At 74.6% G+C, this 11,679-nt stretch carries 10 protein-coding genes and 1 pseudogene; 10 read left to right on the forward strand and 1 reads right to left on the reverse strand.

The genetic code is table 11. The annotated features are described in order from the left end of the window. From cobJ to M0M48_RS31075, 7 genes and pseudogenes are all read left to right on the forward strand, one after another. The gene (cobJ, locus tag M0M48_RS13835; protein ID WP_374587364.1) at window positions 1-1,554 is read left to right on the forward strand and encodes a precorrin-3B C(17)-methyltransferase; all 1,554 of its coding nucleotides are present in this window, start codon (window positions 1-3) and stop codon (window positions 1,552-1,554) included. Beyond that, window positions 1,542-2,747: a precorrin-6y C5,15-methyltransferase (decarboxylating) subunit CbiE gene (gene cbiE, locus M0M48_RS13840; protein WP_215817020.1), complete on the forward strand. Its 1,206-nt coding sequence runs from the start codon at window positions 1,542-1,544 to the stop codon at window positions 2,745-2,747. Before cobJ ends, cbiE begins: the two co-directional genes overlap by 13 nt. Further along, a complete protein-coding gene (locus M0M48_RS13845) occupies window positions 2,744-3,502 on the forward strand; it encodes a cobalt-precorrin-4/precorrin-4 C(11)-methyltransferase (RefSeq protein WP_257751591.1) in 759 nt (252 codons plus the stop codon). The genes cbiE and M0M48_RS13845 overlap by 4 nt, the downstream gene beginning before the upstream one ends. After that, window positions 3,499-5,547, forward strand: coding sequence for a VWA domain-containing protein (locus tag M0M48_RS13850; protein ID WP_257751592.1), 2,049 nt, complete (start codon window positions 3,499-3,501; stop codon window positions 5,545-5,547). The genes M0M48_RS13845 and M0M48_RS13850 overlap by 4 nt, the downstream gene beginning before the upstream one ends. Further along, entirely contained in the window at window positions 5,544-6,176 is a 633-nt protein-coding gene (bluB, locus tag M0M48_RS13855) for a 5,6-dimethylbenzimidazole synthase (RefSeq protein ID WP_215817022.1), read from the forward strand. The genes M0M48_RS13850 and bluB overlap by 4 nt, the downstream gene beginning before the upstream one ends. Next, complete coding sequence (gene cobO / locus M0M48_RS13860; protein WP_215817023.1) at window positions 6,169-6,750, forward strand: cob(I)yrinic acid a,c-diamide adenosyltransferase; 582 nt, start codon at window positions 6,169-6,171, stop codon at window positions 6,748-6,750. Before bluB ends, cobO begins: the two co-directional genes overlap by 8 nt. Then, a pseudogene (locus M0M48_RS31075) lies at window positions 6,744-9,072 on the forward strand (cobyrinate a,c-diamide synthase). The gene cobO and the pseudogene M0M48_RS31075 overlap by 7 nt, the downstream one beginning before the upstream one ends. On the opposite strand, the gene M0M48_RS13875 reads toward M0M48_RS31075, so the two are convergent. Continuing rightward, complete coding sequence (locus M0M48_RS13875) at window positions 9,069-9,755, reverse strand: GOLPH3/VPS74 family protein (protein ID WP_257751595.1); 687 nt, start codon at window positions 9,753-9,755, stop codon at window positions 9,069-9,071. The pseudogene M0M48_RS31075 and the gene M0M48_RS13875 overlap by 4 nt on opposite strands. A gap of 311 nt (window positions 9,756-10,066) precedes the next feature. Between M0M48_RS13875 and M0M48_RS13880 the strand changes: the two genes are divergently transcribed. The 3 genes from M0M48_RS13880 to M0M48_RS13890 all read left to right on the forward strand — a co-directional run bounded on the left by M0M48_RS13880 (window position 10,067) and on the right by M0M48_RS13890 (window position 11,667). Continuing rightward, on the forward strand, window positions 10,067-10,498 hold the full coding sequence (locus tag M0M48_RS13880; RefSeq protein ID WP_257751596.1) for a DUF6318 family protein: 432 nt from the start codon (window positions 10,067-10,069) through the stop codon (window positions 10,496-10,498). Continuing rightward, window positions 10,495-11,238: a hypothetical protein gene (locus M0M48_RS13885; RefSeq protein ID WP_257751597.1), complete on the forward strand. Its 744-nt coding sequence runs from the start codon at window positions 10,495-10,497 to the stop codon at window positions 11,236-11,238. The genes M0M48_RS13880 and M0M48_RS13885 overlap by 4 nt, the downstream gene beginning before the upstream one ends. Before the next feature lie 210 nt (window positions 11,239-11,448). Then, a complete protein-coding gene (locus M0M48_RS13890; protein WP_038679931.1) occupies window positions 11,449-11,667 on the forward strand; it encodes a CbtB domain-containing protein in 219 nt (72 codons plus the stop codon). The last annotated feature ends 12 nt before the right edge of the window (window positions 11,668-11,679 follow it).

An 11,679-nucleotide genomic window follows, 5' to 3' on the forward strand; every position in this document is an offset into this window, starting at 1 on the left:
GTGCCCGGCCGCTTCCTCGTCGTCGGGATCGGCCCCGGCGACCCCGAGCTCATCACCCGCAAGGCCGAGCGGCTGATCGGCGCCGCGCCCGTCATCGCGTTCCACGCGGGCGTCCGCAAGGAGTCCCACGCCCGCCGGATCGCGGCCGAGCTCATCCCCGCCACGGCGGTCGAGGAGGAGCTGCGCTACCCGGTCACCACCGGCGCGACCGACCACCCCGGCGGGTACGTCGGCGCGCTCGCCGACTTCTACGACGAGTGCGAGGCCCGGCTGGCCGCGCACCTCGACGCAGGCCGCGACGTCGTCCTGCTGGCCGAGGGCGACCCGCTGTTCTACGGCTCGTCGATGTACCTGGTCGACCGCTTCCGCGACCGCTTCGACGTCGAGGTGGTGCCGGGCGTCCCGGCGTTCGCCGCGGCGACCGCGACCGTCCCGGCGCCGCTGGTGCGCCAGAACGACGTCCTCACCGTGCTGCCCGGCACGCTCCCCGAGGCCGAGCTCACCCGCCGCCTCGCGGACACCGACGGCGCGGTGATCATGAAGCTCGGGCGGACCTTCCCTGCCGTCCGATCGGCCCTCGCCCAGGCCGGCCGCCTGGAGGGCGCGCTCTACGTCGAGCGCGCCTCGCAGCCCGAGGAGCGCTGGCTGCCGGTCGCCGACGTCGACGCCGACGCGGTGCCGTACTTCTCGCTGATCGTCGTGCCCGGCGACTCGGCGGGCCCCGCATCCGCTGAGCGGATGCGCGAGCATGCGGTTTGGTCCCAAACCGCAGGTTCTGACCCCGAAAACATGCGGTTTGGGACCAAACCGCAGAGCGCGGAGCTGCTGGTGATCGGGCTCGGCCCCGGCCCGGACGGGTGGCTGACGCCCGAGGCGAGCGCCGCGCTGGCCGAGGTCGACCACGTGGTCGGCTACGCGCCGTACGTCCACCGGGTGCCGCAGCGCGAGGGACTCCAGCGCCACGCCTCGGGCAACACCGTCGAGGTGGACCGGGCCCGGTTCGCGCTCGACCTGGCCCTGCGCGGGGAGCGCGTCGCGGTCGTGTCCGGCGGCGACGCGGGCGTCTTCGGCATGGCGGCCGCGGTCTTCGAGGCCGCCGCCGATCCCCAGCACCCCGAGCACGCGGGCGTCCCGGTGCGGGTGCTGCCGGGCGTGAGCGCGGTCCAGGCCGTCGCCGCGCGGGCCGGTGCGCCGATCGGCGCGGACTTCGCGGTGGTGAGCCTGTCCGACCGGCTCAAGCCGTGGCCCGTCGTCGAGCGCCGGCTGCGCGCGATCGCCGACGCCGACCTGGTGCTCGGCATCTACAACCCGGCCTCGCGCTCGCGGCGCGAGCAGGTCGTCGAGACCCAGAAGATCCTGCTGGAGCACCGCTCCTCCGAGACCGTGGTCGTCGTCGGCCGGGACGTCGGCCGGGCCGAGGAGTCGCTGACCGTGACGACGCTCGGGGCGCTCGACACCGACAGCATCGACATGAAGTGCCTGCTCATCATCGGCGCCTCCAGCACGCGCGTGGAGCCGAACGGCACGGTCTGGACGCCGCGATGGGTGGACTGACGCCCACGATCACCGTTGTCGGCATCGGCGCCGACGGTCACCTGAACCCCGAGGCCCGCGCCCTCGTGGGCAGTGCCGAGGTGCTGCTCGGCGGCGAGCGGCACCTGGCGCTCGTGCCCGCCGTCCCCGGTCAGGTACGCCGCCCGTGGCCCCGGCCGCTGGCCGCCCTGCCGGACGTCCTGCGCGAGCACGCCGGGCGCACCGTCGTCGCCCTCGCCTCGGGCGACCCGCTCGTGTCGGGGATCGGGACCACGCTGATCCGGATGCTCGGCGCGGAGGCCGTCGCCGTCGTCCCCGCCGTCTCGTCGGTCTCGCTCGCCCGCGCCCGGATGGGCTGGTCGGCCGAGGAGTCCGCCGTCGTCACGCTGGTCGGCCGCGACACCGACGCGCTGCGCCGCGAGCTCGCGCCCGGACGCCGGCTGCTGGTGCTGTCGTCCGACGAGAGCACGCCCGCGGCGGTCGCCGCGATCCTGGACGAGACGGGCTTCGCCGCCACCGCGATCCACGTCCTCGGTGACCTCGGCAGCGCCGACGAGACGCACACCCGGTACCCCGGGCCCGGCACGGTGGTCCCGCGACTGCACGTCCTGGCGCTGGAGGTGGCGGGCGCCGGACCCGCGTCCTGGACGCCGGGCCTGCCCGACGACGCCTTCGAGCACGACGGCCAGCTCACCAAGCGCGACGTGCGCGCGAGCGCGCTGTCCCGGCTGGCGCCGGTTCCCGGGGCGCTCCTGTGGGACGTCGGCGCGGGAGCCGGGTCGGTCGGCATCGAGTGGCTGCGTGCGCACCCGCTCACCGCGGCCGTCGCGGTCGAGGCCGACCCCGAGCGCGCGGCCCGGGTCGGCCGCAACGCCGCCACGCTGGGCGTCCCGCGCCTGGAGGTCGTCACCGGTCGCGCCCCCGACGCACTCGCCGGTCTCCCCCGGCCCGACGCGGTCTTCGTCGGCGGCGGCGCCACGGCCCCCGGCCTGCTCGACCTGTGCCGCGACGCCCTCGCCCCCGGCGGACGGCTCGTCGCGCACGGCGTGACGCTGGAGACCGAGCGCCTCCTCGTCGACGCCTTCCACACCCACGGCGGCGAGCTGACCCGGCTCGCGGTCGAGCACGTCACCCCCCTGGGCGGACGGTTCACCGGCTGGACGCCGGCCCGCGCCGTCGTCCAGTGGACCTGGACCAAGGAGCCGCAACCGTGACCGTGCACTTCGTGGGCGCCGGACCCGGCGCCGCGGACCTCATCACGCTGCGGGCCGCGGCGCTGCTGGGCGCCGCCGACGTCGTCCTCTACCCCGGCACCTACCTCGACGCCGAGGTGCTCGCGCACTGCCGCCCCGACGCGCGGCGCGTGGACACCCAGGAGCTCGACCTGGACCGGATCACCGCCACGATGGTCGAGGCGCACGCGGCCGGGCTCGACGTCGTACGGCTGACGTCGGGCGACCCGTCGCTCTACTCCGCGCTGCACGAGCAGACCCGGCGGCTCGACGCCGCGGGCGTCGCGTGGGACGTCACGCCCGGCGTCCCGGCGTACGCCGCGGCGGCGGCGACGGTCGGCCGCGAGCTGACCGTCCCCCTGCTCGCACAGTCGGTCGTGCTCACTCGCACCCAGGCCCGCTCGACGGCCATGCCCGAGCGCGAGTCGCTGGCGGCGTACGCCGCGACGGGGGCGACGCTCGTGCTGCACCTGGCGATCACCCGCACCCGCACGCTGATGGCCGAGCTCGACCCGTTCTACGGCGCCGACTGCCCCGTCGCGGTGGTCGCGCGCGCCTCGCAGCCCGACGAGCTCGTCCTGCGCGGCACCGTCGGCACGATCGCAGCGCTCGTCGAGGAGGCCGGCCTGCGCCAGGCCGCGGTGATCCTCGTCGGCCCGGCCCTGGCGTCCACCTCTGACGCCGAGTCGTACCTCTACTCCACCGAACGCGTCACCCGAAAGGAGCGTCTGCGATGAGCCAGCAGTTCCCCTTCAGCGCGGTCGTCGGAGCCGATGGGCCCGACGGGCCCGACCCGATGGCCCTCGCGCTGATCCTCACGACGATCGCCCCGGAGGTCGGCGGCGTCCTCGTCCGCGGCGAGAAGGGCACCGCGAAGTCGACCATCGTGCGCGCCCTCGCCGCCGTCCTGCCGCCGATCGAGGTCGTCGCGGGCGACCGGTTCTCGTCCGACCCGCGCGACTCCGGGCTCTCCCCCGACGGTCCCTTCGGCCCCGACGCGGCGACCGAGACCCGCCCGGTGCGCCTGGTCGAGCTGCCCGTCGGCGCCACCGAGGACCGCGTGCTCGGCTCGCTGCACCTCGAACGCGCACTGTCCGAGGGCAAGGCCGAGTACGAGCCGGGCCTGCTCGCGCGCGCCCACCGCGGCCTCCTCTACGTCGACGAGGTCAACCTGCTCCACGACCACCTCGTCGACCTGCTCCTCGACGCCGCCGCCATGGGCCGCGCGACCGTCGAGCGCGACGGCGTCTCCGTCGAGCACGCGGCGCGCTTCGTGCTCGTCGGCACCATGAACCCCGAGGAGGGCGAGCTCCGGCCCCAGCTCCTCGACCGGTTCGGCCTCACCGTCGAGGTCGCCGCCCCGCGCGAGCCCGCCCTGCGGGCCGAGGTGGTCCGCCGCCGGATGGCCTACGACGCCGACCCCGCCGGCTTCTGCGCGCGCTACGCCGAGGCCGAGGCCGCGCTGCGCTCGCGGATCGCGGACGCCCAGGCCCTCGTCGGCTCCGTCCAGCTCACCGACGCCGGGCTGCTCAAGATCGCCGAGGTTTGCGCGGCCTTCGACGTGGACGGCCTGCGTGCCGACATCGTCACCGCCCGGACCGCCGTCGCCCACGCCGCCTGGTCCGGCCGCACCCAGGTCACCCTGGAGGACATCCGGGTCGCGGCCCGGCTCGCGCTGCCGCACCGGCGCCGGCGCAAGCCGTTCGACGCGCCGGGCCTGGACGACGAGCTGCTCGAGCAGGCGCTCGGGGGCGAGGACGACCTGCCGCCCGAGCCTGATCCGGAGCCCGACGGTCCCGACGCTGACCCCGACGGACCGGCGCCCGGCGGCGACGGGGACGGAGAGCCCGACGGCGACCCGGCGGACGGGCCGGCCGCCGAGGCCCCGGAGGCCCCGGAGTCCCCTGCTCCTCCGCCGTCTCCCGCCGACCACGGCGGCGACGCCCCGGCTCCGGCCCCCAGCAGCGTCGCGGGCACCGGAGCGACGTACCGCACCCGGCTGCTGACCGTCCGCGGCGTCGGCACCGGCACGGCCGGCCGCCGCAGCCGTGCGCGCACCACCAACGGCCGGCGGATCGGCGCGACCACGCCGCTGCCGGGCCAGGGCGGTGCGATCCACCTGACCGAGACGATCCGTGCCTCGGCGGGCCACCAGCGGGCGCGCGGGCGCGACGGCAGCGGACCGCTCGTGCTGCGCCCGGCCGACCTGCGGGTCGCGGTCCGGGAGGGGCGCGAGGCCAACCTGGTGCTGTTCTGCGTGGACGCCTCGGGCTCGATGGCCGCACGGCGGCGGATGGAGCAGGTCAAGACCGCCGTCCTCAGCCTGCTGCTCGACGCCTACCAGCGCCGGGACAAGGTCGGCCTGGTGACCTTCCGCGGCGCCGAGGCCGAGGTGGCGCTGCCCCCGACCCACTCGGTCGACGCGGCCGCGCAGCGGCTGGAGGAGCTGCCCGCAGGGGGACGAACGCCCCTTGCCGAGGGACTTCTCGAGGCCGCGCACCTGCTCACCGTCGAGCGCACCCGTGACCCCCAGCGCCGCGCGCTGCTCGTCGTCGTCACCGACGGCCGGGCGACTTCGGGGGCCGACGCGGTCGCGCGATCCCGCAGGGCGGCGGGGATCCTGGCCGAGACCGGAGTGACCAGCGTCGTCGTCGACTGCGAGAGCGGTCCGATGCGGATGGGGCTGGCCGTCACGCTCGCCGAGCACCTGGGCGCGGAGCACGTCCCCGTCGGCGAGGTCAGCGCCGAGGCGCTGGTGGACGCCGCGCGGAGAGCCGCATGACCGCCGCCCTGTACGACGTCATCGCGCGCCGCCGCGACGTCCGCGCCGAGTTCACCGGGTCCCCCGTGGCCGAGGACGTGCTGCTGCGCGTCCTCGACGCCGCGCACCGCGCCCCCAGCGTCGGGATGACCCAGCCGTGGGACTTCGTCGTGGTGCGGGATCCCGCACTGCGCCGTACGTTCCGCGACCACGTGGCGTCCGAGCGCGACGTCTTCGCGGCCTCGCTCCCGCCCGAGCGGCGCGACACGTTCGACAAGATCAAGGTCGAGGGGATCTGCGAGTCCTCGCTGGGTGTCGTCGTCACGCACAGCCAGGCGCGCGGCGGGACGCACGTCCTGGGCCGGCACGCGATCGCCGACGCGGGGCTCTACTCCACCATCCTCGCCATCCAGAACCTCTGGCTCGCCGCGACCGCCGAGGGGCTGGGCGTGGGTTGGGTGTCGTTCTACCGCGAGGAGTTCCTCCAGTCCCTGCTGGGGATCCCGGACGACGTCCGCCCGGTCGCCTGGCTCTGCCTGGGCACCGTGAGCCACCTGGAGACCGTCCCCGACCTCGAACGGCTCGGCTGGCGCTCGCGCCGGCCGCTGGCCGAGGCGATCCACCACGACACCTGGAGGAACCATGCCTGAGGGCAAGCCGCTCGTCGTACCGCAGGACGGGCTGACCACGCGCCAGCGCCGCAACCGGCCGCTCGTGATGGTGCACACCGGCGACGGCAAGGGGAAGTCCACGGCCGCCTTCGGCCTGGCCCTGCGCGGGTGGAACCAGGGCTGGAACATCGGGGTGTTCCAGTTCGTGAAGTCCGCGAAGTGGCGCCTGGGCGAGCAGACGGCGTTCGAGAAGCTCGGCATCGAGTGGCACAAGATGGGCTCGGGCTGGTCGTGGTCGCGCAAGGCCGGGTCCGAGGAGGACCACGCCGCCGACGCCGCCGAGGGCTGGGCCGAGATCAAGCGGCGGATGGCCGCGGAGACGCACGACCTGTACCTGCTCGACGAGTTCACCTACCCGATCAACTGGGGGTGGGTCTCGATCGACGACGTCGTCGAGACGCTGGCCAACCGGCCCGGTCACCAGCACGTCGTGATCACCGGCCGCCGGGCCGACCCGCGGCTCATCGAGCTGGCCGACCTCGTCACCGAGATGACCAAGGTCAAGCACCCCATGGACGCCGGCCAGAAGGGCCAGAAGGGCATCGAGTGGTGACTCCGCTGCCCCGCGTCGTCGTCGCCGCCCCGGCCACGGGCCAGGGCAAGACGACCGTGGCCACCGGCCTCATGGCCGCGCTGGCGGCGGCGGGGCACGCCGTGAGCGGGCACAAGGTCGGTCCGGACTACATCGACCCGGGCTACCACGCGCTCGCCTGCGGCCGGCCGGGACGCAACCTCGACCCGCACCTCGTCGGGGAGTCCCTGGTCTCCCCCCTGCTGCTGCACGGCGCGGCCGGCGCCGACGTGGCCGTGGTCGAGGGCGTGATGGGCCTGTACGACGGGCGGATCGGCGGCGACGGCTTCTCCTCGACCGCGCACGTCGCGGCCCTGACCCGCACGCCCGTCGTGCTCGTCGTCGACATCTCCCGCTCGTCGCGCTCGATCGGCGCGGTCGTGCACGGCATGGCGACCTGGGACCCGACGGTCTCCGTGGCGGGGGTGATCCTCAACCAGGCCGGGTCGATCCGGCACGCGGACGAGGTCCGCTCCTCGATCTCGCTGCCGGTGCTCGGCGTGATCCCGCGCGACGCCACGATCGCCACACCCTCACGGCACCTGGGCCTGGTCACCGCCGCCGAGCGCGGCGAGTCCGCGGAGGTCGTCGCCCGGCTCGCGTCGGTCGTCGCCGACACCGTGGACCTGGACGCGGTCCTCGCGATCGCCCGGTCCGCACCCGCGCTCGACGCCACCCCCTGGGCGCCGCCCGCGTCCGCCGCCTGGTCCGGGCCGCGGCGCACGGTGGCCGTGGCGGCCGGTCGCGCCTTCACCTTCCAGTACGCCGAGACCGCCGAGCTGCTCACCGGGCTCGGCTGCGACGTCGTCCCCTTCGACCCGGCGCTCGATCCCGCGCTGCCGAGCGGGACGTCCGGGCTCTACCTGGGGGGCGGCTTCCCCGAGGTGCACGCCGCGGACCTGTCGACGAACACCCCGCTCCTGGCGGAGATCCGGGCCGCGGTGCTCGACGGGCTGCCCACCGTCGCCGAGTGCGCGGGCCTGCTCTACCTGTGCCGCACGCTCGACGGCGTACCGATGACGGGGGTGCTCGACGCCGACGCCGCGATGGCCCCGCGCCTGACGCTGCGCTACCCCACCGCGACGGGCGCCGCGGACACGCTGCTCACGCGCGCCGGCGAGACGGTGACCGGGCACGAGTTCCACCGCACGACGGTGACGCCGGGCGTCGGCGCGACCCCGGCCTGGACGGTCGAGGGCGCGGGGGTCGGGTTCGCGTCGGCGAGCCTCCACGCGTCGTACCTGCACACGCACTGGGCGGGACACCCCCAGCTCGCCGAGCGCTTCGCGGCGGCGGTGCACGGTGGCTGACCCCCTGCGGCACCACGGCGACGTCGAGGCGCGCGGCGCCACGCTCGACTTCGCCGTCAACGTGTACGACGGCCCGCGCCCCCCGTGGCTCGACGCGGCCCTGCTCGCCTCGTTGGCCGAGGTCGGGACGTACCCCTCGGCCGACCGCGCCCGGGCCGCCGTCGCCGCCCACCACCGCCGTCCCCTCGACGAGGCCCTCGTCACCGCGGGCGCCGCGGAGGCCTTCACGCTCGTCGCCCGGCTGCGCCCGTGGCGGCGTCCCGTCGTCGTGCACCCCCAGTTCACCGAGCCCCACGCCGCACTGGAGCAGGCCGGCCGCACCGTGACCCCGGTCGTGCTGGCCCCGCCGTTCGTCCTGTCGGCGTCCGCCGTGCCCGACGACGCCGACCTCGTCGTCGTCGGCAACCCGACCAACCCCACCGGCGTCCTGCACCCCGCGGCCTCGCTGCTCGCCCTCGTCCGGCCGGGTCGCCTCGTCGTCGTCGACGAGGCGTTCATGGACTGCGTCCCCGGCGAACCCGCCTCCCTGGCCGCCGAGCGCGTGCCGGGCCTGCTCGTGATCCGCTCCCTGACCAAGCACTGGGGCATCCCCGGCGTCCGCGCCGGCTATGTCGTCGGCGACGCCGCCGTCGTCGCCGGCCTCGCCCGCGCCCAGACCCCGTGGTCCGTCGGCACGACCGCCGCAGCCGCCGTCGAGGCCTGCCTCACCCCCGCCGCCCTCGACGAGGCCCACCGCCGCGCCTGCGAGATCGAGGAGTGGCGCAAGCACCTCGAGCACGGCCTCTCCGAGCTCGGCATCCACCACCTGCCGTCGTCGGCGTCGTTCGTGCTCGCGCGCGTCGGAGCCGGCGTCCACGAGCGGCTCCGGTCGTCGGGGATCGCGCTGCGACGGGCCGACACGTTCCCGGGGCTGGACGGGACGTGGGTGCGGATCGCCGTACGGGGGGCGGAGCAGACGGACCGCCTGCTCGCCGCGCTGGGAGACGCGGGCTAGGCGCTCCCGCCGCCACCGTCACCGGCGGCCGACGCCGCGACGATCGCCGCCGTGGCAGCTGCCGTCGCCGCCGCACTCGCCGCAGCCACCGCCGCCGCAGCCGCCGTCCCGGCCCAGTCCCCCTTGGCGATCGTCTTGGCCCGCCGGGTCGCCGCCTTGCGCTGCTCGCCCGGCACCAGGTGCTTCACCAGGTCCCCCGCCGACGCCAGGCCCACCAGCGGCCCGGTGCGCTCGTCGGGCTCAACCTCGCCGACGAGCACCCGTCGTACCTCGGCGACGAGGGCGTCGCGGCGGGCGGGATCGGGGATGTCGTACCGGGTGACGGTGAGGAAGCCCAGCCGCTTGTGCCGGGTGGCCGCCAGCTCACCCTCCGCCACCAGCGCAGCCAGCGCCCCCGCGTGGGCGCCCTTGCCCAGGCGCGGCACCAACCGCGACGCCGCCTGCCGCTGCCCGACCTTGAGCCTGCTCAGCGCCCGGTCGTGCACCGGGGAGCCCAGGGGCGTCGTACTGGTGGTGTGGACGCGAGCCTTCTTGGCCGGCCCGTCCACCTCGCACCGCTCCGCCACCACCAGGTCCACGAGCACCGCCCCACCCACCACCGCATCCGCCGCCCCCGACCCGAGCAGGCTGCGGCGCTTGATCGGATCGACCGCGATCAGGACGAGCTCTTCGGCAATCGCCATGCCCGGACCCTAGGCGAGTTATCGACGGTCTGCGAACAGGTGTGTCGCGCGGCGGGGGCGCGCGGTTAGCGTCCTCGGGTGCCTGGTCCGGGCACGGTCTCTCGGGAGGACCTTTGATGGCTTTGTTTTTGGGTTGGTCTGCGGCGCTGCGCGCGCGGCGCCGGCGTTGTGTGGTGGCGTTGGCGCTCGTCGTACTGGGGGCGGGGGTGGGGGGCTGCAACGCCGACCCGCCTGATCCTGGGCCTACTTGGTCGGCGTCCGTTTCGGCGGACGGGACTGCCAGCGGGTCGCCGACTGCGGCCCCTGGTCCAGTGGTGCCGGTGCTGCCGGCGGCGGCGCGGGAGGCCAGTGAGGCCGGGGCTCGGGCGTTCGTCGGGTACTACTGGGAGTTGGTGAACTACGCGCAGGCGACCGGCGACGTAAGGCGGTTGCAGCGAACGTCAGCCGCGACCTGCGACGTGTGCATGGGACTCGTTCGCGATATCCGCGAGCACTACCGTGCAGGCGGAGCGATCATCGGTGGCGAGAACACGGTGCGCATCACGGAGGTCGCAGAGCTCAAAGCAGACAGCGTGGCGGCACTCGGCTTCAGACTTGAGTTGGAGGTCACCCACGACGACCAGACGATTCTCGACGGAGGCGGATCGACCTCCAGCCCGTCCGCCGGCGTGAATCACTTCACGGCCTACGCATTGTGGGTCAACGAAGAACGCTGGCGTCTTGACGCACTGGATCTGCGATGAGCGCCGTGACTGCGCTAGTCGCGCTGGTCTTTGCCCTCGGCGCAGTCGACCCGACTCCGCCCGTCTCCGGATCAGCCGGACCTGACAGTTTCGTTGTCGGATCAGCTCAGAAGACAGAGAGCAACCCGGCAAACCCTGCTAGCACCTCGGGCCAAGGTGCACCTTCACCCTCATCGCCCGCGATCATCCTCGGAATAGGCGCATGCGCCGGAGCAGATCAGCTCACGGACGAGATCCGCGGCGTCTCTGAGGCGACCTTCTGCCCCGGCACCACCCCCACCCCCAACCAACCCACCCTCACCCTCACCGACATCCGCCACGCCTTCGCCGAGCTCCCCCTCCCCCGCCCCACCCTCGTCATCCAACCCCCCGACGGCCTCACCCTCGTCAACCTCGACACCAACTTCTTCACACCCAACACCCGCCCCCTCACCCGCACCGTCACCCTCCTCGGCCGCCAGGTCACGATCCGCGCAACCCCCGCCACCTTCACCTGGCGCTACGGCGACAAGACGACAAGGACCACGACCGACCCCGGCGCCCCCTACCCCCGGCTCCGGATCACCCACCGCTACGAGCGCAAGGGCCGCTACCACCCGAGCCTCGCAACGACCTTCACCGGCGCCTTCCGCCTCGACGGCGCGGGGCCGTGGCGGACGATTCCGGGCACCGTCACGCTCACCAGTACGCCGCAGGCGGTGCGGGCGATCGAGGCGGCGCCGACGTTGGTGGGCTACTGAGGGCGTCCACCCACCAATCCGCCCCTGCCGGGCGGGGCGGAATTGCCCTAGAGTCCGTACTTGCAGGCTCGAGGAAGCCGGTGAGATTCCGGCACAGTCGCGCTACTGTGACACCGCCTCCGACGTGAGGACGAGAGCGGTGGAGTCAGACCCGAAGGCCTGCCACCTCATCACTACGTCACAGGGACGCAGAATCCCTCAGGAGGATCCATGTCGCAGTCGTCTGCTGCTCCGGTCGCGCCGGCCATCCAGCTCCCCACCGTGCCGCTGCTCCAGCTGGGTACGTGGGTCGTCTTCTTCGGTCTGCTGGCGATGCTGGCGATCTTCTTCGTGAGCGCTGACCAGGGTGCCATCTCGATCCCGGCGGGCAACGCCGTGCACGAGTGGGTCCACGACGCCCGGCACCTGCTGGGCTACCCCTGCCACTGAGCGGCGGGGATC

Origin of the sequence: Pimelobacter simplex (assembly GCF_024662235.1) — a bacterium.
Classification (GTDB): domain Bacteria; phylum Actinomycetota; class Actinomycetes; order Propionibacteriales; family Nocardioidaceae; genus Nocardioides.

Coding starts and splice junctions, on each gene's coding strand:
- cbiE (WP_215817020.1), top strand. CDS start 1,542: ATGGGTGGACTGACGCCCACGATCACCGTTGTCGGCATCGGCGCCGAC.
- M0M48_RS13850 (WP_257751592.1), top strand. CDS start 3,499: ATGAGCCAGCAGTTCCCCTTCAGCGCGGTCGTCGGAGCCGATGGGCCC.
- bluB (WP_215817022.1), top strand. CDS start 5,544: ATGACCGCCGCCCTGTACGACGTCATCGCGCGCCGCCGCGACGTCCGC.
- cobO (WP_215817023.1), top strand. CDS start 6,169: ATGCCTGAGGGCAAGCCGCTCGTCGTACCGCAGGACGGGCTGACCACG.
- M0M48_RS13875 (WP_257751595.1), bottom strand. CDS start 9,755: ATGGCGATTGCCGAAGAGCTCGTCCTGATCGCGGTCGATCCGATCAAG.
- M0M48_RS13885 (WP_257751597.1), top strand. CDS start 10,495: ATGAGCGCCGTGACTGCGCTAGTCGCGCTGGTCTTTGCCCTCGGCGCA.
- M0M48_RS13890 (WP_038679931.1), top strand. CDS start 11,449: ATGTCGCAGTCGTCTGCTGCTCCGGTCGCGCCGGCCATCCAGCTCCCC.